The organism is Salmonella sp. 741265073_HBA (genome assembly GCF_046569105.1).
In the GTDB taxonomy this organism is placed as follows: domain Bacteria; phylum Pseudomonadota; class Gammaproteobacteria; order Enterobacterales; family Enterobacteriaceae; genus Salmonella; species Salmonella enterica.
Genome location: NZ_JBKFRY010000002.1, coordinates 262,333 through 288,856 on the forward strand (window position 1 = coordinate 262,333; position 26,524 = coordinate 288,856).

At 52.9% G+C, this 26,524-nt stretch carries 28 protein-coding genes; 13 read left to right on the forward strand and 15 right to left on the reverse strand.

Features of this window, described 5'->3' with window-relative positions; genetic code table 11:
- Positions 1-14: 14 nt before the first annotated feature.
- Entirely contained in the window at positions 15-785 is a 771-nt protein-coding gene (locus tag ACLD3P_RS03780; RefSeq protein WP_001172802.1) for an SDR family oxidoreductase, read from the reverse strand.
- Positions 786-939: 154 nt separating this feature from the next.
- Complete coding sequence (gene tesA / locus ACLD3P_RS03785) at positions 940-1,554, reverse strand: multifunctional acyl-CoA thioesterase I/protease I/lysophospholipase L1 (RefSeq protein WP_001010574.1); 615 nt, start codon at positions 1,552-1,554, stop codon at positions 940-942.
- Between tesA and ybbA the strand changes: the two genes are divergently transcribed.
- From ybbA to ACLD3P_RS03815, 6 genes are all read left to right on the forward strand, one after another.
- Positions 1,525-2,211: a putative ABC transporter ATP-binding protein YbbA gene (gene ybbA, locus ACLD3P_RS03790; RefSeq protein WP_001110598.1), complete on the forward strand. Its 687-nt coding sequence runs from the start codon at positions 1,525-1,527 to the stop codon at positions 2,209-2,211. The two genes, tesA and ybbA, sit on opposite strands and share 30 nt — an antisense overlap.
- Complete coding sequence (gene ybbP / locus ACLD3P_RS03795) at positions 2,208-4,622, forward strand: putative ABC transporter permease subunit YbbP (protein ID WP_079947840.1); 2,415 nt, start codon at positions 2,208-2,210, stop codon at positions 4,620-4,622. The genes ybbA and ybbP overlap by 4 nt, the downstream gene beginning before the upstream one ends.
- A 185-nt stretch (positions 4,623-4,807) precedes the next feature.
- The gene (locus tag ACLD3P_RS03800) at positions 4,808-5,941 is read left to right on the forward strand and encodes a porin (RefSeq protein WP_080192465.1); all 1,134 of its coding nucleotides are present in this window, start codon (positions 4,808-4,810) and stop codon (positions 5,939-5,941) included.
- Between the two features lie 256 nt (positions 5,942-6,197).
- Complete coding sequence (locus ACLD3P_RS03805; protein ID WP_127175558.1) at positions 6,198-7,028, forward strand: MetQ/NlpA family ABC transporter substrate-binding protein; 831 nt, start codon at positions 6,198-6,200, stop codon at positions 7,026-7,028.
- 36 nt (positions 7,029-7,064) lie between these two features.
- Positions 7,065-8,081: a virulence-associated ABC transporter ATP-binding protein SfbB gene (sfbB, locus tag ACLD3P_RS03810; protein ID WP_000569656.1), complete on the forward strand. Its 1,017-nt coding sequence runs from the start codon at positions 7,065-7,067 to the stop codon at positions 8,079-8,081.
- A complete protein-coding gene (locus tag ACLD3P_RS03815; RefSeq protein ID WP_000342247.1) occupies positions 8,074-8,733 on the forward strand; it encodes a methionine ABC transporter permease in 660 nt (219 codons plus the stop codon). Before sfbB ends, ACLD3P_RS03815 begins: the two co-directional genes overlap by 8 nt.
- 38 nt (positions 8,734-8,771) lie before the next feature.
- Here the strand turns inward: ACLD3P_RS03815 and mnmH are convergent, their stop codons facing one another.
- The 5 genes from mnmH to ppiB all read right to left on the reverse strand — a co-directional run bounded on the left by mnmH (position 8,772) and on the right by ppiB (position 12,863).
- A complete protein-coding gene (mnmH, locus tag ACLD3P_RS03820; RefSeq protein ID WP_411006326.1) occupies positions 8,772-9,857 on the reverse strand; it encodes a tRNA 2-selenouridine(34) synthase MnmH in 1,086 nt (361 codons plus the stop codon).
- A gap of 95 nt (positions 9,858-9,952) precedes the next feature.
- Entirely contained in the window at positions 9,953-11,020 is a 1,068-nt protein-coding gene (purK, locus tag ACLD3P_RS03825; RefSeq protein WP_000815601.1) for a 5-(carboxyamino)imidazole ribonucleotide synthase, read from the reverse strand.
- A complete protein-coding gene (gene purE, locus ACLD3P_RS03830) occupies positions 11,017-11,526 on the reverse strand; it encodes a 5-(carboxyamino)imidazole ribonucleotide mutase (protein ID WP_000098736.1) in 510 nt (169 codons plus the stop codon). Before purE ends, purK begins: the two co-directional genes overlap by 4 nt.
- A 117-nt stretch (positions 11,527-11,643) precedes the next feature.
- Positions 11,644-12,366, reverse strand: a complete 723-nt coding sequence (lpxH, locus tag ACLD3P_RS03835) for a UDP-2,3-diacylglucosamine diphosphatase (RefSeq protein ID WP_094888240.1) — start codon at positions 12,364-12,366, stop codon at positions 11,644-11,646.
- A 2-nt stretch (positions 12,367-12,368) separates the two neighbouring features.
- Complete coding sequence (gene ppiB / locus ACLD3P_RS03840) at positions 12,369-12,863, reverse strand: peptidylprolyl isomerase B (RefSeq protein WP_000255991.1); 495 nt, start codon at positions 12,861-12,863, stop codon at positions 12,369-12,371.
- Between the two features lie 172 nt (positions 12,864-13,035).
- On the opposite strand from ppiB, the gene cysS reads away from it, so the two are divergent.
- On the forward strand, positions 13,036-14,421 hold the full coding sequence (gene cysS / locus ACLD3P_RS03845; protein ID WP_000912377.1) for a cysteine--tRNA ligase: 1,386 nt from the start codon (positions 13,036-13,038) through the stop codon (positions 14,419-14,421).
- A 43-nt stretch (positions 14,422-14,464) separates the two neighbouring features.
- Here cysS and ACLD3P_RS03850 read toward each other — a convergent pair whose 3' ends face one another.
- The 5 genes from ACLD3P_RS03850 to folD all read right to left on the reverse strand — a co-directional run bounded on the left by ACLD3P_RS03850 (position 14,465) and on the right by folD (position 17,469).
- The gene (locus ACLD3P_RS03850) at positions 14,465-15,289 is read right to left on the reverse strand and encodes a DUF2145 domain-containing protein (protein ID WP_411006327.1); all 825 of its coding nucleotides are present in this window, start codon (positions 15,287-15,289) and stop codon (positions 14,465-14,467) included.
- A complete protein-coding gene (locus ACLD3P_RS03855) occupies positions 15,286-15,723 on the reverse strand; it encodes an STM0539 family protein (protein ID WP_316970479.1) in 438 nt (145 codons plus the stop codon). The genes ACLD3P_RS03850 and ACLD3P_RS03855 overlap by 4 nt, the downstream gene beginning before the upstream one ends.
- Positions 15,716-16,261 carry a metal-dependent hydrolase gene (locus ACLD3P_RS03860; protein WP_001143507.1) on the reverse strand — a complete coding sequence of 182 codons (546 nt, stop codon included), beginning with the start codon at positions 16,259-16,261 and terminating at the stop codon, positions 15,716-15,718. The genes ACLD3P_RS03855 and ACLD3P_RS03860 overlap by 8 nt, the downstream gene beginning before the upstream one ends.
- Before the next feature lie 127 nt (positions 16,262-16,388).
- Positions 16,389-16,601, reverse strand: coding sequence for a ribosome-associated protein YbcJ (gene ybcJ, locus ACLD3P_RS03865; protein ID WP_000190278.1), 213 nt, complete (start codon positions 16,599-16,601; stop codon positions 16,389-16,391).
- Between the two features lies 1 nt (position 16,602).
- Complete coding sequence (gene folD, locus ACLD3P_RS03870; RefSeq protein ID WP_000729165.1) at positions 16,603-17,469, reverse strand: bifunctional methylenetetrahydrofolate dehydrogenase/methenyltetrahydrofolate cyclohydrolase FolD; 867 nt, start codon at positions 17,467-17,469, stop codon at positions 16,603-16,605.
- 546 nt (positions 17,470-18,015) lie between these two features.
- Between folD and fimA the strand changes: the two genes are divergently transcribed.
- The 6 genes from fimA to sfmF all read left to right on the forward strand — a co-directional run bounded on the left by fimA (position 18,016) and on the right by sfmF (position 24,110).
- Complete coding sequence (gene fimA, locus ACLD3P_RS03875; RefSeq protein WP_000681026.1) at positions 18,016-18,573, forward strand: type 1 fimbrial protein subunit FimA; 558 nt, start codon at positions 18,016-18,018, stop codon at positions 18,571-18,573.
- 74 nt (positions 18,574-18,647) lie between these two features.
- Complete coding sequence (gene fimI, locus ACLD3P_RS03880) at positions 18,648-19,181, forward strand: type 1 fimbrial protein subunit FimI (RefSeq protein WP_131046236.1); 534 nt, start codon at positions 18,648-18,650, stop codon at positions 19,179-19,181.
- A 43-nt stretch (positions 19,182-19,224) separates the two neighbouring features.
- A complete protein-coding gene (gene fimC / locus ACLD3P_RS03885) occupies positions 19,225-19,917 on the forward strand; it encodes a type 1 fimbria chaperone FimC (protein WP_109187858.1) in 693 nt (230 codons plus the stop codon).
- A gap of 30 nt (positions 19,918-19,947) precedes the next feature.
- On the forward strand, positions 19,948-22,560 hold the full coding sequence (locus ACLD3P_RS03890; RefSeq protein WP_131046235.1) for a fimbrial biogenesis usher protein: 2,613 nt from the start codon (positions 19,948-19,950) through the stop codon (positions 22,558-22,560).
- A 14-nt stretch (positions 22,561-22,574) separates the two neighbouring features.
- Positions 22,575-23,582 (forward strand): type 1 fimbria D-mannose specific adhesin FimH, encoded by a 1,008-nt coding sequence (gene fimH, locus ACLD3P_RS03895; RefSeq protein WP_061377214.1) that lies wholly within the window; start codon positions 22,575-22,577, stop codon positions 23,580-23,582.
- Between the two features lie 9 nt (positions 23,583-23,591).
- Positions 23,592-24,110, forward strand: coding sequence for a fimbria assembly protein (gene sfmF, locus ACLD3P_RS03900; RefSeq protein WP_411006328.1), 519 nt, complete (start codon positions 23,592-23,594; stop codon positions 24,108-24,110).
- A gap of 45 nt (positions 24,111-24,155) precedes the next feature.
- Here the strand turns inward: sfmF and fimZ are convergent, their stop codons facing one another.
- The 3 genes from fimZ to ACLD3P_RS03915 all read right to left on the reverse strand — a co-directional run bounded on the left by fimZ (position 24,156) and on the right by ACLD3P_RS03915 (position 26,444).
- A complete protein-coding gene (fimZ, locus tag ACLD3P_RS03905; RefSeq protein ID WP_000801273.1) occupies positions 24,156-24,788 on the reverse strand; it encodes a fimbria biosynthesis transcriptional regulator FimZ in 633 nt (210 codons plus the stop codon).
- A gap of 603 nt (positions 24,789-25,391) precedes the next feature.
- The gene (gene fimY / locus ACLD3P_RS03910; protein ID WP_131046233.1) at positions 25,392-26,114 is read right to left on the reverse strand and encodes a fimbria biosynthesis regulator FimY; all 723 of its coding nucleotides are present in this window, start codon (positions 26,112-26,114) and stop codon (positions 25,392-25,394) included.
- Between the two features lie 18 nt (positions 26,115-26,132).
- Positions 26,133-26,444 (reverse strand): hypothetical protein, encoded by a 312-nt coding sequence (locus ACLD3P_RS03915; protein ID WP_000226500.1) that lies wholly within the window; start codon positions 26,442-26,444, stop codon positions 26,133-26,135.
- Between the last annotated feature and the right edge of the window lie 80 nt (positions 26,445-26,524).

Below are 26,524 nucleotides of genomic sequence, written 5' to 3' on the forward strand. Positions count from 1 at the left end.
TGGCGCGCTTCAACTCAGCTTTGTAAAATTTTATCCAGCATCCGGCCCGGCAATATGCGTTTCAGCGCCATCACTGCCCAGGTGACCAGCGTAACGGGATAGCGCAGCCTGGGTTTATCGCTTGCAAAAGCATGACGAACTTTCGCTACTACCGCGTCAGGATCGCGGGTGAAACGTGCGGCGATGCCGGGATTTTCTACCGGTTTATCACGCTGCGTCTGGTTAACGTTATCCGTAAAACGGGTACGAATCGGCCCCGGTTCTATCAGGCTCACTTTAATGCCTGTGTGTCGTAGCTCCATACGTAGCGCGTCAGACCAGGCTTCGAGCGCATATTTGCTGGCAGCGTAAGCGCCGCGCCCTGGGGTGGAAATCAGCCCCATCACCGATGAGGTCATCACAATGCGTCCTTCGCCATGCGGCAACATGGCGGGAAGTAAGCGCATGGTAAGCTGATGCGCGCCGAAAAAATTACTGGAAAACTGTTGCTCCATCTGCTCACGGCTGATGGTAGAAAGGGGGCCATACACGCCGTAGCCGGCATTGTTAAAGATCCCATACAGACGATTATCGGTCAGGGCGATCACTTCATCGGCGGCACGATCCACGCTTTCAGGGGAGTCGAGATCGATCAACACGCCGGTAAATCCCATACTGTTCATCCGGGCGACATCATCAGGTTTGCGGCAGCCCGCCAGGATTTGAAAGCCCTGGCGTTTAAGTTCAAGCGCGCTGTCCAGACCGATTCCGCTGGAACATCCTGTTATTAAGACCGATTTTTGCATAACTTTACCTGTCAGGATCTCCGTTGATTTAAGAGTCGTGGTTAACTATATCCGTCATACTTCAAGTTGCCTGTGCGTTCGTTTACTCCAGTCACATAGGTATCTATGCTCCTGGACATTCTCTTACGTGCCGCCTTCATGCAACTCGAATTATTCAGGAGAGAAAAGGGGTCAACTGCTTCGCCATCCAGTCGGCAATAAACGGCTGGGCGTCGCGGTTGGGATGAATGCCGTCATCCTGCATCCACTGCGGTTTCAGATATACCTCTTCCATAAAAAACGGTAACAGAGGAATATCGAACTCTTTGGCGAGCTTAGGATAAATGGCGCTAAAGGATTCATTATAACGGCGACCGTAGTTAGCGGGCAGATGAATTTGCATCAGTAACGGTTGGGCATCGGCGGCTTTCACCGTCTGAATGATTTTACGTAGCGTCTGTTCGGTTTGCGCAGGCGCAAAACCGCGTAGGCCATCGTTGCCGCCAAGCTCCACCACTACCCAGCGCGGGTGATGCTGTTGCAACAGCGCCGGCAAACGCGCCAGTCCCTGCTGCGAGGTATCTCCGCTTATACTGGCATTAACGACCGACGTTTTGTTTTGCCATTTATCATTAAGGAGCGACGGCCATGCCGCGCTGGCGGCCATACGGTAACCGGCGCTGAGGCTATCGCCCAGAATTAATAAGGTGTCTGCGGCGGCGGCACGGAAAGTTAACAGGATCAAAAACAGGAAGGGCAAATGCCAGCGGAAAACAGTGTTGAAGTTCATCGTCTCAGGAAGTCCGTCGGTCAGGGTGAGCATGAGCTTTCCATCCTTACCGGAGTTGAACTGGTTGTCAAACGCGGTGAAACCATTGCGCTGATTGGCGAATCAGGATCGGGAAAATCTACGCTGCTGGCGATTCTCGCCGGACTGGATGACGGCAGTAGCGGAGAGGTCAGTCTGGTCGGGAAACCGCTTCACCAGATGGACGAAGAGGCGCGGGCGCAGCTTCGCGCTCAGCATGTCGGTTTTGTTTTTCAATCCTTCATGCTTATTCCTACGCTTAACGCGCTGGAAAACGTTGAGCTACCGGCCCTGCTACGCGGTGAAAACAGCGGTCAGAGTAAGGCGGGGGCGAAAGCGCTGCTCGAACAACTGGGACTGGGAAAACGGCTTGACCACCTTCCGGCACAGCTTTCCGGCGGCGAACAGCAGCGCGTAGCGCTGGCGCGCGCGTTTAACGGGCGTCCTGATGTGCTGTTTGCCGATGAGCCGACGGGCAACCTTGACCGTCAGACCGGAGATAAAATCGCCGACCTGCTATTTTCGCTTAACCGCGAGCACGGCACCACGCTGATTCTGGTGACGCACGACCCGGCGCTGGCGGCGCGCTGCGACCGGCGGCTGCGGTTGGTCAACGGTCAGTTACAGGAGGAGGCATGATAGCTCGCTGGTTCTGGCGCGAATGGCGCTCGCCGTCGCTGATTATTGTCTGGCTGGCGTTGAGTCTGGCGGTGGCCTGCGTACTGGCGCTCGGCAGTATCAGCGACCGGATGGAAAAAGGGTTAAGTCAGCAAAGCCGCGAGTTTATGGCAGGCGATCGGACGCTGCAAAGTTCGCGGGAGGTACCGAAAGCCTGGCTTGAAGAGGCGCGTAAACGCGGCCTTAACGTGGGCGAGCAGTTAACCTTTGCGACCATGACGTTTGCCGGCGATACGCCGCAACTGGCCAGCGTGAAGGCGGTAGATAGCGTTTATCCGATGTACGGCGAATTGCAAACCCGTCCTGGCGGAGTGAAACCGCAGCCGGGTAGCGTACTGCTGGCGCCACGTCTGATGGCGCTGCTTAATTTGAAAACGGGCGATACCATTGATGTTGGCGACGTGACCTTGCGTATTGCCGGTGAAGTGGTGCAGGAGCCGGATTCCGGATTTAACCCTTTTCAGATGGCGCCGCGTCTGATGATGAATATGGCCGATGTGGCAAAAACCGGTGCGATACAGCCGGGGAGCCGCGTGATGTGGCGGTATAAATTCGGCGGAACGCCGCAACAGCTTGCTGGCTATGAAAGCTGGCTGTTACCGCAGCTTAAACCGGAACATCGCTGGTACGGACTGGAGCAGGATGACGGGGCATTGGGGAAATCGCTCGAACGTTCGCAGCAGTTTTTGCTGCTTTCGGCGTTATTAACGCTACTGCTGGCGGTAGCTGCCGTCGCGGTGGCGATGAGCCATTACTGCCGTAGCCGCTACGATCTGGTGGCGATTTTAAAAACGTTGGGCGCGGGCCGGGCCCAGTTGCGTAAACTTATCATCGGACAGTGGTTGATGGTGCTGGGGCTTTCCGCCGTCACGGGAGGCGCGATTGGGTTACTGTTTGAAAACATATTGTTGGTGCTGCTAAAACCGGTACTGCCCGCCGATTTGCCGCCCGCCAGCCTGTGGCCCTGGCTGTGGGCGCTGGGTGCGATGACGGTCATCTCTCTGCTGGTCGGTTTACGGCCTTATCGATTGTTGCTGGCGACCCAGCCGCTACGGGTGCTGCGCCGCGATGTTGTCGCTCGCGTCTGGCCGTTAAAAATTTATTTGCCTGTCGCCTGCGCCGTCGTGGTGGCGCTGCTCGCCGGATTGATGGGCGGAAGCATGCTGTTGTGGGCGGTTCTGGCGGGCGCCGTGATACTGGCGCTGCTGTGCGGTCTGGTGGGCTGGATGCTGCTTAACGTGCTGCGCGGCATGACGTTGACGTCGCTACCGCTGCGTCTGGCCGTCAGCCGACTTCTGCGTCAGCCGTGGTCAACGTTGAGTCAGCTTTCGGCGTTTTCGCTTTCGTTTATGCTGCTGGCGCTCTTGCTGGTGCTGCGCGGCGACCTCCTTGATCGCTGGCAACAGCAGCTCCCGCCGGAAAGCCCGAACTATTTCCTTATCAATATTGCTTCAGAACAGGTCGCGCCGCTGAAAGCCTTTTTGGCGGAACATCAGGTGATCCCGCAGACGTTTTATCCGATTGTGCGGGCGCGGTTAACGAAGATAAACGGTAATCCGACGGAAGGTCAGCAGGATGAGTCGCTCAACCGTGAACTGAATTTGACCTGGCAGGATACGCGCCCGGCGCATAATCCGCTGGTCGCCGGTCACTGGCCGCCAAAACCGGGCGAAGTTTCCATGGAAGAGGGGCTGGCGAAGCGGCTGAACGTCAAACTCGGCGATAGCGTAACCTTTATGGGCGATACCCAGGCATTTAGCGCTAAAGTCACCAGCCTGCGTCAAGTGGACTGGGAAAGCCTGCGGCCCAACTTTTTCTTCATTTTTCCTTCCGGGGCGCTGGACGGGCAACCACAAAGCTGGTTGACCAGTTTTCGCTGGGAGAATGGCAACGGCATGTTAACGCAGCTTAACCGCGAGTTTCCTACCGTCAGCCTGTTAGATATCGGGGCGATCCTGAAACAGGTGGGACAGGTGCTGGAGCAGGTCAGTCGGGCGCTGGAGGTGATGGTTGTGCTAGTCACCCTTTGCGGCATGTTGCTATTACTGGCCCAGGTACAGGTCGGGATGCGTCAGCGCCATCAGGAGCTGGTGGTGTGGCGCACATTAGGAGCCGGAAAGAAACTGTTGCGTACCACACTCTGGTGCGAATTCGCCATGCTGGGGTTAGTTGCCGGGTTGGTCGCCGCGATTGGCGCGGAAACGGCGCTGGCGATCTTACAAATCAACGTTTTTGATTTCCCCTGGGAGCCGGACTGGCGTTTATGGGGCGCACTGCCGTTTTGCGGCGCGCTGCTGCTTTCCGTATGCGGCGGCTGGCTTGGCGTTCGTTTGCTGAAAGGCAAAGCGCTATTCCGACAGTTTAGCGGATGATTCATTATGTGAATAATTTCGCGCCGGTTTTTAAAACGGCGCGTACTTTTTTAGTCGCACAAATTGCTAACTCCTTGATTTTTAGTAGCACAAATCATTAAAAAATACACAACACGTAAGGTTTTATAACAGTTATTATTTGCCTGCTAAATGATTTGGATTGGCTATCTATCAAGGAAAATATAATGACAATTAAAATAACAGCGTTGGCGGCATCGATCGGCGCGGCAGTGGCTTTCATGCCTTTCGCCACTCAGGCGGAAATCACCGTTTTAAAACAAGATCCCCAGGCGGGTAATCCACTCAGCCGACTCAATTTCACCGTCGGCGGGAGTATACGTCCGCAGTTCCAGAATATGACCGGCAATGACGGCGCGAACGGTTATAAACGTAATGGTTTTGATGGCGGGACGCGTTTCCGCTTCGCCGCGGATTATTATCTGTTTGATGATATCAGTTGGATTAGCTATTACGAGCTGGGCGTCAATATCCCTGCGGTATTTGACTGGGATAACCATTATGCGAAGGGCGCGACTGATACCACTCGCCGTATGCTGTATACCGGCTTCAAGAGCGCGACGTGGGGAACGCTGACCTTCGGTCAACAGAACAGCATTTATTACGATGTGGTGGGCGTAAAAACCGATATCTGGGATTACGACATGATAGGTCAGGCGCCGGGCAACGGGATTAACGGCGACTACGATGGTTCTTATCGCACGCGTAAGTCATTGAAGTACAAGAAAAGCATTAGCAATGTCGATCTCTACGCGTCTTATCTGTTCAGCGACGATTATAATGCCAATAACGGCCTGAATTATAAACGTAAAGGCGGCGGTTCTTTAGGCGCGGATTACCATCTCACCGACGATCTGACCTGGGGGACGGCATGGAACTATACCCGTGCGGAGATGCGCGGCAACGGCAATAAAACTTACGATCAAAATATTGTCGGTACCGCGTTAAGCTGGACGCCGGAAAACTGGACTATCGCCGCAGGCGGCGGTTGGTATCAGAACTTTATGACGACCAAAAAAGTGTCTGTGAATGATTACTTTGCCGGCGATGCGTGGGGTCTGGAATATTTTGTCGGTTACGCTTTCCCGATTGGTCAGTATGCCGTGAAAGCTATTCAACCGTACTTTATGGGCGACCGCATTGAATATGTGAATGGCCGCGACTATCTGCGCACCGATAACGGCGTGGGGATCACCTTCCAACTGGATTATGGTTTCCGCGTTGATTATGAACATGTTTTCACCTCCAGCACTGACAATCTGGGCGATATGAACCTGGTGCGTCTGCGTTACGATTTCTAAAGCGTTTTCCTCTGCCGGATGTTGGCGTTAAGACCTCTTATCCGGCATTTCCCTCTACGCTATTCCCGCCTGACACACGCCTGAGCGCCTGCCTCGTACATTTAACGACACACCAGGAAACATCATGAAATAATTTCAAGGACAGCAGGCTGTGATCTGTGTCATGTTAAGAAATAGCCTTTCGTTTGGGCCAAAACAGACGATGCCGCATGAACGGCATCCGGCACAGCATCACACTATTTAAAATGGAGAAATTATGGGATTGCGTCAGAGTTTACGCATTGCGGCCAGCACGCTATTACTGGCCTGCGGATTACAGTTTGCCCATGCCGATAGTTCCCCGCAAACGATCGTATTTGGCGTCGCGCCAGGGCCGTATGGCGACATGGTGAAGCAGGCGATTGCGCCAACATTAAAAGAAAAAGGGTATAAGGTCGTGGTGCGCGAGTTTAGCGACTATGTCCAGCCCAATATGGCGTTAGCTAACGGCAGCATTGACGCCAACCTCTTTCAACATACCCTCTATTTTGACAAATTCACCGCTGACAAAGGGCTGAAGCTCAGCAAACTTATTGTGGTACCTACCGCCGGGATGGGCTTCTATTCACGTAAAATCAACAGTCTGGATGCGCTTAAAAAAGGGGACATTATTACCCTCTCCAACGATCCGACCAACCTGGCGCGCGGCCTTCGTTTCCTGCAATCGTTGGGGCTTATCACGATTAAGGACAATATCGATCCGACCAAAGCCTCTGAACGAGATATCGCCAGCAATCCAAAAGGACTGGTTTTCAAACCGCTGGAAGCCGCACAGCTACCACGCACGCTGGATGGCGTGACCGGCGCGCTGGTTAACGGGAACTTTGCGGTGGCGGCAGGACTGGATCTCTCCAGCGCGATTAAGCAGGAACACCTGGATGAGAACCTGAAAAATATCATTGCGGTACGCAGTGAAGATGTCGATAAGCCGTTTGCCAAAGATATTGTCGAGGCGGTGAAATCGCCGGCTTATCGCGCGGTCATCGACGATCCAAAGAATATTTATAGCGCCTTCCAGAAACCGGAATGGATGACCGCGACACCCTGATCGCAGCGGTAGCCATCCCCAATTTCTGAGGTGAATATGATTGAAATAGAAAAAGTCTGCGTCGATTTTACCGCCGGTCGCGGTACCCCCACGCGCGCGGTGGATGATGTGAGCCTGCATATCGCCGCGGGCGAGATTTTTGGCATTGTTGGTACCAGCGGCGCAGGAAAAAGCACTCTGCTGCGTACCCTGAACGCCTTAACGCGTCCCAGCCAGGGGCGCGTCAACGTCAACGGCGTGGAAATCTCGGCGCTGGACGGAAAAGCGTTACGCCAGGCGCGGCAGCGTATTGGTATGATTTTCCAGCATTTTAACTTAATGCATACCCGGACAGTGGCGCAAAACGTTGCGTTTAGCCTGAAAGCGGCTGGCTGGGAACGCAGCAAAATCGCGCCGCGGGTGGCGGAAATTTTAACGCTGGTGGGCCTTGCCGATAAAGCGAACCGTTTTCCGGTACAGCTCAGCGGCGGGCAAAAACAGCGGGTGGGGATAGCCCGCGCCATCGCTAACCATCCGGATGTGTTGCTATGTGACGAACCGACTTCCGCTCTGGATCTGGAAACTTCCGCCACGATTCTGGCCCTGCTCAGAAAGATCAACGCACAGCTCGGGATTACTATTGTGCTGATCACCCATGAAATGAACGTGATCAAATCTATTTGCGATCGCGTGGCGGTGATGTCGGGCGGTAAGGTTGTGGAATCGGGCGAGGTGTTTGATGTGTTTGCCCACCCGCAACACGCTTTCACACAGCAACTAGTGTCTCATACCCTTAATTTGACCCTGCCGGAACGTTTACGGGAACACCTGCCCGGGCAGTTGCTGAAAATTTTGTTTATCGGCGATTCGGCGGAGCAGCCGGTACTGTCAGAGGTGGCGATCAAGTTTGGCGTCGCGGTCAATATCCTGCATGGCAAGATTGAGTATATCGGCGAACGCGCGTTGGGCATTCTGGTGGTGCAATTAACCGCGCCGCATAATCCAACGGCGGTGGCCGCCGCCGTGGAGCATATCCGTCAACGTACCGCACAGGTGGAGGTGATCCGTGGATGATTTATTGCCGGATTTAACGCTGGCGTTCAATGAAACTTTCCAGATGTTGAGTATTTCAACGGTGCTGGCGATTCTTGGCGGTCTACCGCTCGGTTTTCTGATTTTTGTCACCGATCGTCATCTGTTCTGGCAGAACCGTTTTATTTATCTCGTCGCCTCGGTTCTGGTGAATATTATCCGCTCGGTGCCATTTGTTATTTTACTGGTGCTGTTACTGCCGCTAACGCAGCTTTTGCTGGGTAATACGATTGGCCCGATTGCAGCCTCCGTCCCGCTGTCGGTGGCCGCAATCGCGTTTTATGCACGCCTGGTAGATAGCGCGCTCCGTGAAGTTGATAAAGGGATTATTGAGGCGGCGCTGGCATTCGGCGCTAGTCCGATGCGTATTATCTGTACCGTACTGTTGCCGGAAGCCAGCGCAGGGCTGCTGCGCGGCCTGACGATTACATTGGTAAGCTTAATCGGCTACTCGGCGATGGCCGGGATTGTCGGCGGCGGCGGGGTAGGCGACCTGGCGATTCGCTATGGCTACTACCGTTACGAAACCGAAGTGATGGTTGTTACCGTGGTGGCGCTGATTGTGCTGGTTCAGGTCGTTCAGATGCTGGGCGACTGGCTGGCAAAACGTGCCGACAAGCGCGACAGACACTAAGCCGGCTCAATGTAGCGTCAGCCGGCAATAAAAATAAGCTATTGCGCTTTTAGCCAGTTGGCAACGTCTTGCCATGTGCCGCGAAAAACGATATTCGCGGCTTTTTTCTCCAGTTGATAGCGATACATTGGGTCGTAATATTCGTTAAGTAGCGGAACCAGCCATGCCATATGGCCGTCGGTGCTGCCGCTGGATAATTGCTCCGCCAGCGCCCTATCCAGCGTGTCCGTCAGTTCGGCAAAGCATTGCAACCCCAGACGGCGGCGAATAGCGAACAGTCCATGATGAAGATATTCACTATACGCCTGCCAACCGGCTTCATCGCCGTAGGCGTGGGTGAAGTCGTGATGCATACGGATGAAATACTCTTCACGCAGTCGTTCCAGACGAAGCGCAAACGGATCTTCCACTACCGCAATGGGGGCCTGCGCCATTCTTTCGCGTAAACACTCAGGCAGATGGTTGGCGCCGATCGTTCGCCCTTCATCTTCCAGTACCCACCTTTTTAGCGTCTGACGCGCGTTAATTTTCAGCAATTCAACGGCAAGTTTGTTTTCAAAACTGGCCTGGCTGAGTTGGGGTTTCAGCGTGCGGCCAAAAGAGGAGCCGCGATGACGCGCGAGACCTTCCAGATCCACTCCGTTGGGCTGTTGTCGCACCAGTTGCGTTTTGCCGCTGCCCGTACAGCCGCCAATTAAAAGTATCGGTTTTTGCGCCAGTTGCCAGGTCGCCTGAATTGCTGTCTGGCGCAGCGCTTTATAGCCGCCTTCAATAAGCGGGCAGTCAATCCCTGTTTCTTGCAGCCAACGTTGTACGATATGTGACCGCTGACCGCCGCGCGCGCAGCACAGATACCCGTTGGGGAAACGTTGATACGCGGCTTTCCAGGCCTCAAGCCGCTGCTGGCGAATGTCGCCGCAAACCAGCCGATGCCCCAACGCTAACGCCGCATCCGCGCCCTGACGTTTGTAGCAGGTGCCGACGGCGGCTCGCTCGTCGTCCATCATCAATGGCAGGTTGATGGCGCCCGGCATGGCGCCCTGTTCAAACTCAATCGGCGCGCGTACATCAATTAAAGGCGTATCGGCAAGGAGGAGCGCGCGATAGTCCGTTCCATCGTTCATGTGTAATCCCGAAAAACAAAACAGCAATAGCGAGATTTTACGCGCTGAGGGAGGAGCCGGGAAAGGGGAAGATCATTCTCCCGGCATTTTATGTGTTATTTAAGCTTACTTTGCGCCCAGATAATGCCGCTGGCGTATTCGCCCGGCAGGAGCGGAGAGAGCGCTTCCAAGGTGGCGCTAAGACGTGACGTATCGCTGTCGGTCAGATTCAGATGGCCGACTTTTCGCCCCGGACGTACCGCTTTATCATACCAGTGCAGATGTACCAGCGGCAGCTTCAGCCAGTCGTAATTCAGCTCGCTGCCGATCAGGTTGATCATCACCGACGGGGCGTTAATCACCGGCGCGGGCAACGGCAGGCCGGTAATCGCGCGCAAATGCAATTCAAACTGACTGATGCTGGCGCCATTTTGCGTCCAGTGTCCGCTGTTATGCACGCGCGGCGCCAGTTCATTGATTAGCAGGCCTTCCGGCGTGATAAAACATTCCATCGCCATTACGCCGACGTAGTTCAGCGCCTGCATAATTGCTGACAGCATCGATTCCGCCTGCTCCTGCTGTTCGGCGTTCGCCTGTGGGAACGCGACGCTGGTCCGCAAGATGCCGTCCTGATGCAAATTGTGCGTTAGCGGGTAAAACACGGTACTGCCGTCATGAGCGCGCGCGCCGACTAACGACACTTCGCCGGAAAAATGGATGCCGCGCTCAACAATACATTCGCCATAGCAGTCATCCGGCAGTTGCCCGGTTTCGTCCGCGCGTAGACGCCACTGCCCGCGACCATCGTAGCCGCCAACGCGACGCTTAATAATCGCCAGTTCGCCCAGACGGTCAAAGATGCCGGACCACTCGTCGGCGCTGGTCAGCAGCTGCCACGGCGCGGTCGCGAGTCCCAGTTTATCGAAAAGCTGTTTTTGTGTCAGACGGTCGGCGATGATCGGAAATACATCGCGATTGACGAAGGCCGGGTGGCGCGCCAGCTCGCGGGTAAGCGCGGTTTCCGGCCAGCGCTCAATCTCTGCAGTAATGACGCTCTGCTGTACCGGCACGGCGGTAGGCTCTGCATCCAGACCAACCGGCCAGACGGCGATACCCAGCGGTTCGCCCGCCTGGCGCAGCATTCGGCCCAGTTGTCCGTTGCCGAGAACGCAAACTTGCTTCATAGCGTCCCCCGCGGATCGGGATTTTCCAGAACTTCATCGGTTTGCGCTTTGCGCCAGTCGGCAATGCGCTGATGCAGTTCCGCGTCGTGTTGCGCCAGAATCTGCGCTGCCAGCAGTGCGGCGTTAGCGGCACCGGCTTTACCGATCGCCAGCGTACCCACCGGAATGCCGCGCGGCATCTGCACGATGGAGTAGAGGCTATCCACACCGCTTAGCGCAGCGCTTTGTACCGGCACGCCGAGTACCGGGACCAGCGTTTTTGCCGCAATCATTCCCGGCAGGTGTGCCGCGCCGCCCGCGCCGGCAATAATCACTTGATATCCGTTCTCTTCCGCCGTTTCGGCGAAGCTGAACAGCTTATCGGGGGTGCGATGGGCGGAAACCACTTCTACATGGTGCGGGACATCCAGAATTTCAAAAATTTCGGCGGCGAATTGCATGGTAGCCCAGTCGCTTTTGGACCCCATCACGATGGCGACACGCGCCGGATTATTGCGGGAAGACATGCGTCTTAAAACTCCTGTGGTGCGGGACACGCTGCTTTTGAGGTGTCAAAGAATAGCATGATAATCAGGCAAGGAAAACGGTTGCGTGTGCGCCGTAACGGACGATTCGACGAACATTTACAGGGGGAAGGCGATTAACTCAACGTTGTCCGGCGTGACTTTTACCATTGAACCTTCATGATGCCATGCGCCTAACACCACGCGGAACGCGGGCTGGTCGTTGACGGAAAGTTCATGTACCGCCGGGCGGTGGGTGTGACCGTGAACCAGCCACTGTACGCGGTGTTTTTCCATTTCGGCGACGACGGTCTGCGCATTGACGTCCATAATATCCAGCGATTTGCTGCTGTTGGCGGCTTTACTGCCGGCGCGCATTCTGGCGGCGATACGGCGGCGGATAAACAGCGGCAGGGTAAGGAATAGTCGTTGAATCCACGGATTATGGACTTTGGCGCGAAACGCCTGATAACCGGCATCATCGGTACAGAGCGTATCGCCGTGCATAATCAATACATTGCGGCCATACAGGTCGAGCACCTTTTCCTGCGGCAGTAGAATCATGCCGCTTTCGCGGGCAAAGCGTTTGCCAATCAGGAAGTCGCGATTACCATGAATAAAGAAGCAGGGGACGCCGGAATCAACCAGCGATTTAATGGCAACGGCCATTTCACGATGTAGCGGGTTGGGGTCGTCGTCGCCAATCCAGGCCTCGAAGAGATCGCCAAGAATATACAGCGCGTCGGCCTGACGGGCTTCTACGGCTAAAAAACGCAGAAAACCGGCGACGATCGCCGGTTCTTCCGTTTGCAGATGCAAGTCTGCAATAAACAGTGTCGCCACGATTACTCGCTGACGGTCACGTTTTCAATGATGACGTCTTCTTTTGGTACGTCCTGGTGCATACCGCTACGGCCAGTGGCGACGCCTTTGATTTTATCTACCACGTCCATACCTTCTACGACTTCCGCAAAGACGCAGTAGCCCCAGCCCTGCAGACTTTCGCCGGAGAAGTTCAGGAAGTCGTTGTCTGCCACGTTGATGAAGAATTGCGCGGTAGCCGAGTGTGGCGCCTGAGTACGCGCCATTGCCAGCGTACCACGGGTATTTTTCAGACCATTGTTGGCTTCGTTTTTGATCGCCTCTTTGGTGGCTTTCTGTTTCATGCCCGGCTCAAAGCCGCCGCCCTGAATCATAAAACCGTTAATCACACGGTGGAAAATGGTGTTGTTGTAAAAACCTTCGCGGCAGTAGTCCAGGAAGTTTTTAACTGTTTCAGGCGCTTTATCATCAAAGGTTTTGATTACGATATCGCCGTGATTAGTGTGGAAAGTAACCATTTTTGCATCCTGTTCCAAGAGAGTGGTGCTTTAGCCCGCAATGGGGCACATATAGGGGCTTGTTATAGCATAACCGTAAGCTGCGATCACCTTGCAAAGTGTGCTGCTTCGATTACGAATAATATGTATCATACGGAGATTATTACCCACACACGTCTATACGGAATCTTCGATGTTAAAAATTTTTAATACACTGACGCGCCAAAAAGAGGAATTCAAACCCATTCATGCCGGGGAAGTCGGCATGTACGTGTGTGGTATCACCGTTTACGATCTCTGCCACATTGGCCACGGACGCACGTTTGTCGCTTTTGACGTTGTCGCGCGCTATTTGCGTTTTCTCGGTTATAAGCTGAAGTATGTGCGTAACATTACCGATATCGACGATAAAATTATTAAACGCGCCAATGAAAACGGCGAAAGTTTTGTCGCGCTGGTCGACAGAATGATTGCGGAAATGCATCAGGACTTCGACGCGCTGAATATTCTGCGTCCGGACAGCGAGCCGCGTGCGACGCACCATATTCAGGAAATTATCGAGCTCACCCGCACCTTAATCGAGAAAGGGCACGCCTATGTGGCGGATAACGGCGATGTGATGTTTGATGTACCGACCGATCCGACTTATGGGCAGCTTTCCCGTCAGGATCTTGAGCAGCTTCAGGCGGGGGCGCGCGTGGATGTCGTTGACGTGAAGCGTAACCCGATGGACTTCGTGCTGTGGAAAATGTCGAAAGAGGGCGAGCCGAGCTGGCCGTCGCCGTGGGGCGAAGGGCGTCCGGGCTGGCACATTGAATGTTCGGCAATGAACTGTAAGCAGTTGGGCAACCATTTTGATATTCACGGCGGCGGTTCCGATCTGATGTTCCCGCACCATGAAAACGAGATTGCCCAGTCCACCTGCGCCCACGACGGCGAATACGTCAACTACTGGATGCACTCCGGTATGGTGATGGTGGATCGCGAGAAGATGTCCAAATCGCTGGGCAACTTCTTTACCGTGCGCGACGTGCTGAAATACTATGATGCGGAAACCGTGCGCTACTTCCTGATGTCCGGGCATTACCGTAGCCAACTGAACTACAGCGAAGAGAACCTCAAGCAGGCGCGCGCCTCGCTGGAGCGGTTATACACTGCATTGCGTGGAACGGATAAATCAGCGGCCCCGGCGGGCGGCGAGGCGTTTGAAGCGCGTTTCGTGGAGGCGATGAATGACGATTTCAATACGCCGGAAGCCTACTCCGTCCTGTTTGATATGGCGCGTGAAGTCAACCGTCTGAAGGGCGAAGATATGACCGCCGCGAATGCGATGGCGTCTCATCTGCGGAAGATTTCCGGCGTGCTGGGACTGCTGGAGCAGGAGCCGGATGTTTTCCTGCAAAGCGGCGCGCAGGCGGATGACGGTGAAGTTGCGGAAATTGAAGCCTTGATTCAACAGCGTCTGGATGCCCGTAAAGCGAAAGACTGGGCGGCGGCGGACGCGGCGCGCGATCGTCTCACTGAAATGGGTATTATTCTGGAGGATGGCCCGCAGGGCACCACCTGGCGACGTAAGTAAGCGCTTTTACAGGCCGCTCTATTTGCATAGAACGGCCTGTTTTTTATTTTTTCGCGCCGGGCGAAAGATAAACACACACTGACTCCCCCAGATTCTGATGTTCACACTTGGGTATTGCCCGGCTGTAACGGGCAATAAAGCGGATGACGCTGTCGCCGCTGTTTAGCCCCACATTTCCTTTTCGCAGCAATTCTGCTGGCTGATCGTCGGTGAAAACGTTAGGGGTGAACAGTTTTGCGCCTAATCGTTCAAAAGTGCCAGCACTAACGATAGAGGGTTGATAACCCTGAAGCTGCAACCAGCGGCGGGCATCATTACGTGACCAAACCTGCGCATCGTTTGCTCGCGCAAACACTTCGAGAAGCCAGCCATTCGAATTCTGATAAGGGCCGGAAAAAGGCCACGCAATCAGGTTATAGCGGGGACTGTGGAAGAGATTGAGTTTGGTAGCGCTATGTAAGAGCGTTTGTAATGCCGTCGCGATATCTGAACGCGGGCGCAAAACGGCAATGCTCTGATTCACCAGGTCATCAGCCAGAAACTCATACAGACCTTGTATATAGAGCGCTGATTCAGCGGTTCCGCAAGTATTCAGATTATGGTAAACCCGCCAGTCTCCGTTTGGCTGGCGCATGGCATAGCCAGCATGTGACCAGGTTAAATGTCGGCTCGACATATCTTGCCCCTGGCGAACCAGAATGACGACCGGATCGGATTGACTGTTAAGCTGTTGTTTGAGCTGTAGCGCCTGATCCATTGTCGCTGCGATGCTCTCCGGCGTGTTTGCTTTTTGGTGACAGTTAGCACTGTCTGCATAAGCGTTGAGCGAGATTGCGCTGAGCCACAGGGCAAACGCGAACCGCTTCATTTGGCCGGTACCGTCTGGTTGCTGGAAAGTCCTGCGTCGTCCTGATTTACCATATGGGCAAGGATCTTGCCCTCTTTTTTCAAATAAGCGCCGGTGCCTTCCTGCGTTTTTGCCAGAGTGACTTTATCACCTGCTTTGAGGTTGCCTTCTTTGACGACATGTAGCGGAACTTGCATTTTAATGTCTTTGTTATCGGGGGACTTAGTGGTTAACAGCGCGGTTTTTTGCTTTTTATTTTCGACAACAGATCCAATGCTCAGGTTGAGCGGCAGCAGTACGGGGGAGAGTATAATTCCGCTAACCAGTGCGGAACTGCCCACGCTGACAACCGCAGACGATGCCGCATACCAGCCAGTGGCAGACATTTCTTCGCTATAGCTGGCGTGGGAAAATGAGAAACAGACGACCGCGGCGGCGAATGTCATTTTATTCATATTGATTCCTTTTAATATGCGTTTTAAGTACCCATAGAAATAACACTAAAATACTTCCCGGCAACCACACCCACAGCAATTCTGAGAGAATGACCTGATGTCCATACGGCGTGATGTAGCTTGAAAGCGCGAACGGCGCGACTTTAATCACCTGCCAGGGCGCAAAAAAACGTTCATCTGACCACGGCCACAGCCAGCCGACGCCTTTACCACCCGTGGTTATCGAATCCAGCAGGCTGTGCGACAACAATGAAACGGTTAAAAACAGCCAGCAGCGCACCTGCCCAGCTCGAAACCATCGTCGTCCCGCGAGTACGCACAACAGGGGGAGGACGAATGCGAAAAGTAAAGAGTGGGTAAATCCGCGATGGCCGAAAACGTTGCCGTAGGCGACGCCAAATTTAAAGGCCAGCACGTCGGCATCGGGGAGCATCGCCAGCACAACACCGGCAAACAGCAGGCGAGGAGGGATAACTTTCAGGCCTAAGCCTGCGCCAAAACACAGGGGAACGGCGGCGTGGGTGATAACGGTAGGCATAGCGATGGTTCACAGGGAAATAGCCATGCTAGCAGTTGGAACGCAGAGGATTAAGTGGATGATTATCTGAAAAGACAGCGTAATCAGGCCGGATAAGACGCTTTGCGTCGCTATCCGGCACTCTGTATCAGGCCACGACGTTCACACTTTGGCCTTCGAAGCTAACGGTTTGCCCGGCGACAATTTTGCAGCGTTTACGCGTTTCAACCGCGCCATCAACCTTCACCAACCCGTCGGCAATGGCGATTTTCGCCTGCGCGCCGCTTTCGCTCCAGCCTTCCAGCTTGAGCAGATCGCACAGCTCGACGTGCGGGTGCTTGCCTAAAGAGAATGTCGCCATGTTATTTTCCTTGTGGATCGTGATATTCAATGCACGCCTGCAGCGTGTTTTCGATAAGCGTAGCGACCGTCATCGGGCCGACGCCGCCCGGAACTGGCGTGATGTATGACGCGCGCGCCGCGGCTTCGTCAAACACGACGTCGCCAACGACCTTGCCATTTTCCAGACGGTTAATACCGACATCAATCACAATTGCGCCTTCTTTAATCCATTCGCCGGGAATAAAGCCCGGTTTACCTACGGCGACAATGAGCAAATCAGCATGCTCGACATGGTGACGCAGATCTTTGGTAAAGCGGTGTGTAACGGTAGTCGTACAGCCAGCCAGCAGCAGCTCCATGCTCATCGGGCGTCCAACGATATTGGACGCGCCAATGACCACCGCATTCAGGCCGTAGGTATCAATATTGTAACGCTCAAGCAGGGTCACAATACCGCGGGGCGTACAGGGACGCAGGCGCGGCGCACGCTGGCACAGACGACCGACATTATAAGGATGGAAACCGTCTACGTCTTTATCTGGCGCGATACGCTCCAGCACTTTAACGTTGTCGATACCTGCCGGTAAAGGCAACTGCACCAGAATACCGTCGATCGTGTTATCTGCATTCAGAGTATCGATAAGCGCCAGCAGTTCGGCTTCGCTGGTGGTTTCTGGCAGGTCATAGGAGCGGGAGACGAATCCCACTTCGTCGCACGCTTTACGTTTGCTTGCGACATAAATCTGTGAGGCCGGATTGCTGCCGACCAACACCACAGCCAGGCCGGGAGCGCGAAGTCCTGCTGCGACGCGTGCCTGAACTTTTTGAGCAACCTCAGATCGCACCTGCTGCGCAATCGTTTTACCGTCAATAATCTTTGCTGCCATCAGAGAGAAGATTCCATCTGTTACTTCAAGTCAAAGGGGATGACGCTATTTTGTCAGAAGCGGGCCTCGCTGTCAGTTAACGTTTGTGTTTCCGATGCAAACGCGACGTCTCCCCCGTTCGTTGCCGATGCTGAGACGTGACCCGTAAGCGCGCCATGATTAACCAAAAAGAAACAATTCATCACCCTGGCTATGGTTACCGTAATCCCTCGTCGTTAATAGCATCGGGCGGCATAATGCGACATTTTATACAAAATAAGATTAGACCCTTCTTATATCCAAATAAGAATTAGCTTAGGTCATTAAAAGAGTTTGCGGCTATTTTTTATTTAGCGAAATGTTTAATTTATTACCGTGACGAAATGTCATATTCGCAAAGATTAATTACTGCGTCTGATACTCAGGGGAGAAACAGAAAACTAATTAATCTGCGATATCTATCTTTACAGGATGCAGAGATAACTTTTCTGACATGCTATGTCGATAATAATTCAAACGGAGCCGACAGGATGCCGAAACCGGGTGTGTGTAATTCAAGGGAAATCCATGAAACATAAATTAATGACCTCTACTATTGCGAGTCTGATGTTTGTCGCTGGCGCAGCGGTTGCGGCTGATCCTACTCCGGTGAGCGTGAGTGGCGGTACTATTCATTTCGAAGGTAAACTGGTTAATGCAGCCTGTGCCGTCAGCACTAAATCCGCCGATCAAACGGTGACGCTGGGTCAATACCGTACCGCCAGCTTTACGGCGATTGATGATACGACCGCGCAGGTGCCTTTCTCCATCGTCCTGAATGACTGCGATCCGAAAGTGGCGGCCACCGCTGCCGTGGCTTTCTCTGGTCAGGCAGATAACACCAACCCTAATTTGCTGGCTGTCTCCTCTGCGGACAATAGCACCACCGCAACCGGCGTCGGGATTGAGATTCTTGATAATACCTCTTCACCGTTGAAGCCGGACGGCGCGACCTTCTCGGCGAAGCAGGCGCTGGTTGAAGGCACCAATACGCTGCGTTTTACCGCACGCTATAAGGCAACCGCCACCGCCACGACGCCAGGCCAGGCTAATGCCGACGCCACCTTTATCATGAAATACGAATAATCCCGTCTGGGAACGCCAGGGAAGGGAGGCGCCTCAACGGAAGAGGCTATCGGGGATAAAAGAGAACATAGCAGATGATAAGGAAAGGCGCGGCGCTAGTGGGGCTTGTTTTGATGTCGCCCGTTATTGCGCAGCCGGTAATGGTGGAGAGCGGGCGTGTTCACCTGCGCGGACAACTGGTCAATGGCGGCTGCGCTGTCGCCACAGAAAGCCAGGATTTGCGCGTACTGATGGGACAGTACCGCACGAATGCGTTTATCGGTCCTGGCAGCTTCGCTCCCGTCAGCGTTCCATTTTCGTTACGGTTAATCTCCTGTAGCGCGGAGGTCTGGCGTCATGTCGGCATTGCGTTTGCCGGCGTTACGCCTGCGGAAGATCCCCATGTTTTTCTGGCCAGCGGCGAGGGTATCGGTAATGCCGGAATCGGCCTGGCATTATTTGATGACCAGCAGCGGCAAATCATACCTAACACGTTACCGCTTCATTACACGCCCATTTTAACGTCAGAAATGACTTTGCATTTTACCGCCCGCTATCGGGCAATTTCAGAAAATATGACGCCGGGACGAATTCATTCAGAAGTGTGGTTTACGCTGGTTTACCCATGAATTTTCTTGCCGACGTGACTCAATGCAAAAGGTATTTTTTACCATGCTGAATAGTATAAAAGTAGGCTTTATTGTTCTTCTCACGTTATTTACTTCGTTGAACGTACAGGCGGCGGGGGGGATTGCATTAGGCGCCACGCGAGTTATTTATCCCTCGGCGGCGAAACAGACTTCTCTGGCAATCAGTAATAGCGATACTCAAGAACGTTACCTCGTCAATTCATGGATCGAAAATAGCGCCGGGCAGAAAGAAAAAACGTTTATCGTTACGCCGCCTTTATTCGTCAGCGAACCCAAAAGCGAAAACACGCTGCGTATTATCTACGCCGGGCAACCGCTACCCGGGGATCGGGAGTCGTTATTCTGGATGAACGTGAAAGCCATCCCGTCGGTCGATAAAAGTCATATTGAAGGAAAAAACGTTCTGCAACTGGCGATTCTGTCGCGCATCAAACTGTTCGTGCGTCCGGCGAATTTGCCACAGACGCCGGAAGACGCGCCGACCTTGCTGAAATTTTCCCGTGTCGGCAACCATCTCAAGATAACCAACCCATCTGCTTATTACCTCACGCTGGTCAATATCAGCGTGGGCGCGAAAAAGATTGATAACGTGATGATCGCGCCAAAAAGCGACATGCAAATTCCCTTACCGACTGGCGTGCAGGGCAGCGTGACATTTCAGACCGTCAATGATTACGGCGCATTGACGTCGGCGACAACGGCCAGTCTCGGTTAAGCAGAGAGCGTGAAGCCACACGAGAACACGATGAAGAAGACAACCTGGTTTGCAGGGCGATTTCCCGGCTATGTATCACCGTTAAGCGGCGTGGCGCTGTCGGTGCTGGCGGCGCTGTGTCCGCTGACGAGCCGCGGCGAAAGTTATTTCAACCCTGCGTTTTTGTCGGCGGATACCGCGTCCGTGGCGGATTTATCTCGCTTTGAAAAAGGTAATCATCAGCCGCCCGGTATTTACCGGGTGGATATCTGGCGTAATGACGAATTCGTAGCGACGCAGGATATTCGTTTTGAGGCGGGCGCCGTGGGCGCCGGCGATAAATCCGGCGGCCTGATGCCTTGTTTTACACCGGAGTGGATTAAACGGCTGGGCGTGAATACCGCGGCGTTCCCTGTCTCAGATAAAGGCGTCGATACCACGTGTATTCACCTTCCTGAGAAAATCCCGGGCGCGGAGGTCGCGTTTGATTTCGCGTCGATGCGCTTAAACATTAGCTTGCCGCAGGCGTCATTGCTCAACAGCGCGCGTGGCTATATCCCGCCGGAAGAGTGGGATGAAGGGATACCTGCCGCACTCATTAATTACAGTTTTACCGGTAGCCGCGGAACAGACAGCGATAGCTATTTTTTGAGTCTGCTGAGCGGGTTGAACTATGGCCCCTGGCGGCTGCGTAATAACGGAGCCTGGAATTATTCGAAAGGGGACGGCTATCATTCGCAACGCTGGAACAACATTGGCACCTGGGTACAGCGCGCCATCATTCCGCTAAAAAGCGAACTGGTCATGGGGGACAGCAATACCGGGAACGATGTTTTCGACAGCGTCGGCTTTCGCGGAGCGCGGCTGTACTCTTCTGACAATATGTATCCCGATAGCCTGCAGGGCTACGCCCCCACGGTCAGAGGAATCGCCCGGACGGCGGCAAAGCTGACGATACGACAGAACGGGTATGTTATCTACCAAAGCTATGTGTCGCCGGGCGCGTTTGCGATTACCGATCTTAATCCTACCTCTTCCAGCGGCGACCTTGAGGTGACGGTAGATGAAAAAGACGGTAGCCAACAACGTTACACGGTGCCTTACTCTACCGTTCCGCTATTGCAACGTGAGGGCAGGGTGAAGTATGACCTGGTGGCCGGGGATTTTCGCAGCGGCAATAGTCAGCAGTCTTCGCCATTCTTTTTCCAGGGAACGGTGATTGCCGGCCTGCCTGCGGGGCTGACGGCTTACGGCGGTACGCAACTTGCCGATCGTTACCGTGCCGTGGTGGTCGGGGCGGGGCGAAATTTGGGCGACTGGGGAGCCGTGTCGGTCGATGTCACACATGCGCGTAGCCAACTGGCAGATGACAGCACCCATCAGGGGCAATCGTTGCGTTTTCTGTACGCCAAATCACTGAATAATTACGGGACGAATTTTCAATTGCTGGGTTACCGCTATTCCACGCGCGGATTTTACACCCTGGATGATGTGGCATATCGCAGTATGGAAGGGTACGACTACGAATACGATAGCGACGGACGCCGCCATAAAGTGCCGGTGGCGCAGAGCTACCACAATCTCCGTTACAGCAAAAAAGGCCGCTTTCAGGTCAATATTTCGCAAAACCTGGGGGATTACGGGTCACTGTATCTTTCCGGCAGTCAACAAAATTACTGGAATACGGCGGATACCAATACCTGGTATCAACTGGGATACGCCAGTGGATGGCAAGGCATAAGTTATTCGCTGTCATGGTCGTGGAGCGAGTCGGTGGGGATCTCAGGCGCCGACCGCATTCTGGCATTCAATATGTCCGTTCCGTTTAGCGTTCTGACCGGACGGCGCTATGCGCGCGACACTATTCTTGATCGTACTTATGCCACGTTTAACGCCAACCGCAACCGCGACGGCGACAATAGCTGGCAGACCGGCGTGGGCGGCACGCTTCTGGAAGGACGTAATCTGAGCTACAGCGTGACGCAGGGGCGTAGCAGTACCAATGGTTATAGCGGCAGCGCCAGCGCTAGCTGGCAGGCGACGTATGGCACGCTGGGCGTGGGATATAACTACGATCGCGATCAGCATGACTATAACTGGCAACTTTCCGGCGGCGTGGTCGGTCATGCGGATGGTATTACGTTTAGCCAACCGTTGGGCGATACCAATGTCTTGATTAAAGCGCCGGGAGCGAAAGGCGTGCGCATCGAAAACCAGACCGGCGTGAAAACGGACTGGCGGGGCTATGCGGTAATGCCCTACGCCACGGTATATCGCTATAACCGCGTCGCGTTAGATACCAACACGATGGACAACCATACCGATGTCGAAAATAACGTCAGCAGCGTAGTGCCGACAGAGGGCGCGCTGGTGCGGGCTGCTTTTGATACGCGGATAGGCGTAAGGGCAATCATTACCGCGAGGCTTGGCGGACGTCCGTTACCGTTTGGCGCGATAGTACGAGAAACCGCCAGCGGCATTACCAGTATGGTCGGCGATGACGGGCAAATTTATCTGAGCGGCTTGCCGCTAAAAGGTGAATTGTTCATCCAGTGGGGAGAGGGGAAAAACGCACGTTGTATCGCCCCTTACGCCCTGGCGGAGGATAGTCTGAAGCAGGCGATTACGATAGCCAGCGCGACCTGTATCCGTCCGGCGTCATAAAAGGAAAAATAGAGATGAAAATATACTCAGCGCTATTGCTGGCGGGGACCGCGCTCTTTTTCACCCATCCCGCGCTGGCGACGGTTTGCCGCAATTCAAACGGGACGGCGACCGATATCTTTTACGACCTGTCAGATGTTTTCACCAGCGGCAATAATCAGCCGGGACAGGTGGTGACGTTGCCGGAAAAATCAGGTTGGGTCGGCGTAAACGCGACGTGCCCGGAGGGGACAATGGTAAATTATACCTACCGAAGCTATGTATCAGAATTACCGGTACGAAGCACCGAAGGAAATTTTAAATACCTCAAACTGAATGACTACCTTCTGGGCGCGATGAGCATCACCGATAGTGTCGCTGGCGTATTTTATCCGCCCCGTAACTATATTCGCATGGGCGTCGATTCTAACGTGTCGCAGCAAATGCCGTTTGGCGTGCAGGACTCAAAGCTGGTTTTTAAATTAAAAGTGATACGGCCTTTTATTAATATGGTGACGATCCCTCGCCAGACAATGTTTACCGTCTATGTGACGACCTCTACCGGTGACGCGTTGAGCACGCCGGTGTATACCATTAGCTACAGCGGCAAAGTGGAAGTACCGCAAAACTGTGAAGTGAATGCCGGACAGGTCGTGGAGTTTGATTTCGGCGATATCGGCGCGTCGTTATTTAGTCAGGCGGGGGCGGGTAATCGTCCGCAAGGCGTCACGCCGCAAACGAAAACCATTGCTATCAAATGTACCAACGTCGCGGCGCAGGCCTATTTATCGATGCGGCTTGAAGCCGAAAAGGCCTCAGGGCAGGCGATGGTGTCCGATAATCCGGATTTAGGCTTTGTGGTTGCTAATAGCAACGGTACGCCGCTCACACCCAATAATTTGTCGAGTAAAATTCCGTTTCATCTTGATGATAACGCCGCCGCTCGCGTAGGTATTCGCGCCTGGCCGATCAGCGTGACGGGGAATAAACCGGCGGAAGGGCCGTTTACTGCGCGCGGCTATCTACGAGTCGATTATGATTAAGGAGGCATAATGATCCTTCGGCGCGTTTTCATCACTATTGGTTGTGTTTTGTTCAGCCCGCTGAGTCAGGCCAACTCATCTCTGGGCGAAGTGAATATTGAACTGCGCGGTAACGTGGTGGATTTTACCTGCGCCGTGGTGGCGGGCGACAGTAACAAATCGGTTAACCTCGGCACCTGGCCGACAAAACAGCTTCACGCCGCCGGTGACGCCACGCAACCGATAGCCTTTAGCCTAAAACTTGAAGGCTGCCCGCCGGGGTCGGCGTCTATAACGTTTTCCGGGACGCCAGCGCCCGGCACGGCATTACTGGCGCTTGCTGATACGGCAATGGCGCAAAAACTGGCGATTGAAATTCGCGATGGCGATCAACGTCGATTGCCACTTGAACAGGCCAGCAAGGCCGTTGATATTGACAACAACGGCAATGCTACCCTGAAATTCTATGCGAACTATATCGCCTTAGCCGATGGCGTGCAGCCCGGACTTGCTAACGCGGATGCGACCTTCCTGATCAATTACAATTAGTGTCCGTTATTGTGGCTCCCGAACGATAATTCGCCGGGAGTACATTTACAATAATTCGTGTGATTTGGCGTAATCGATAAGCTCAACGATAGAGTGAAGGCCAAGTTTAGAAAATATATTGGCCTTATGCGCGCTGATAGTCTTGTTACTCAATAAAAGTTGCTCGGCAATTTCTTTGTTAGACATTCCATTGGCCAGATAGCGCAGCACGGTAACTTCGCGATTAGAAAGTGGCATATCATGGTGCCCGCCTTTGGGGGTACGGGTATTACTGATAAAGTTAAGCGTCTCAGATGGGAAAAAAGAATAGCCGGATAAAATCATTTTTACCGCATTATAAATATCATTGAGGTCTTTGCGTTTACTTACAAATCCGTTTGCGCCCGCTCTTATTGCTCTTCCGGCATAAAAAGCCTCTGATTTTGACGATAAAAAAAGTATCCGGGTATGTTCCTGGATAGATTTGATTCGTTTAAGTAAAGTAAAGCCGTCGGTGCCCGGTAATTCAATATCCAGAATGACAAGGTCAACAGGATAAGTGCGCAGATACTCTATCGCTGTTCGGCTATCATCCGTTTTCAGGACAACCTGAATATTGCTATTTTTACCGAGCAAAACTTCGATCGACATTCTTACAATAGGGTGTTCGTCCATAATGATAACAGATGCAGGTTTCATTGTTGTATGCCTCAGACTGTTATGCGTCCTTCGTTTTAGAATAAGCGTCAGACACCTTAAAGATTGTGAAATAGCCAGATCTACACACCACACAGTGGAGCAATAATAAAGAATGAAACCTCCCTGTTGACTGGCTATTTTGCGTAAAAGTAATAAATATGTGGAATATCCATTTCTCACCAACAAAAAAGAAATTTCTGATTAAGTAAAAACAATATGGATTATACCTGGTCTGATTTCTCGGAAAAGTCTTGCGAAATGCGAATTATGGATAGCGGGTAGGATGTTCTGTGACGTTAGAGAAAATTTGTTCGTGGTGGAGCTATTTTCTTTGGAGTTGACATTGAGTAGTTTAAACTGTTGTTTTTAAGTATAAAAATAATATGAAAGACTAATTGTTTAGTATTTGTTATGTAATAACAGAAGGATGTTTATGCTGGAGGCCTCAAAAAACGAGGAGAGACAGGGGACGATGTAAGAAAAAATTTTTTATCGCTTACCAGGACGAGTTGTAAATATTAATTTTATGTGAAATATTTACATTTAATGGAAGTGAAAATAAGTAACTTCTTAAAAAATCTTATTCACCAAAACGTTACTTCGTTAAAAAATGTCGTGGAAAGTAACGTTTAACTGCTGGACCAGCCGAAGAAAGCTTTGCCTATGGGGAAGGTTAAGGAGGGTGATAAGTTGTTTAAGCCGGTAAACTACACGATGATAAGGTACGCTTTGCTGACGTGCTATTTCTTTTAAAGAGGCGCCTTGCGCTAAAGTTTCAATCATCAACCAGTCAGTACGGCTAAAGCTTTCCGATAAGCGAGGTTTGGCGGCTGATAACAAGGCTTCGCGTACAGAGGCCAGATTTTGTCGTCGCGACAGGACAAAAAAACGCCCAGCCATACGGATAAACTGAGCTATAGCGGGGGTTTTATCTGATACCAGCAGGTAAATCTGGATATCGCTTTGTTGCCAACTGAGCGCGCGTAGCTGGTTAAGCGCCTCAATACAGGAGACAGGTAGCGTCTCCATATCTACAATCAGTTGTCTGAGCGACCCCTTTTCAATCCACAAAGAAATGTCATCTAATGAGCGGAATGCTGCGGTACGTTTTCCGGAAAATAAGTAGTGACTCAATGAATAGCCGAGGTAGTTATCAGTTGTAATTATTGCCTGAGAAATGATACCAACCGGCAAGGCATAATTAAGCTGTTGGTCCAGTAACTCAAGGCGATCAAATATCTGCGGCGTTGGAGAGTGATAACGGCAGGCGCAGTCTTTGGCATTTCTTAAACGGCGGTGTCTTTCCCTGCGTGGTACGCTGCGCATCCTGCTTTTTCCATTGCTCTAATATATATCTGGTAATATGGCTGGCCATAAATAACCTTGTCCCATCGTTGCACCAGCGTAAAAAGCAATGCCTCGTTGCTCTGATGTTTCAATGCCTTCCATCAGCATTAACTGCTGAAAAAAAACTTCGCTATCATGTTTTGACGGAAGTTGCGTCAGGACCTCATAGCCGATTAATTGCGCAGTTGAGAGATTAACGATTGGCTCAGATTTTAACAATCTGCTGTTGAGATATGAATGACGTGTGGGTGAAGACGCCAGGTGTGGGGGATTTATCCTTTCCTTTAATAAAGTACCCTGTGCCACCAAACACTCCTCCAGGCATTTATGATGCAGCCATATATTTTCGACCCCTGAATCTATCAGGATATTATGGGCATCATTGTGGC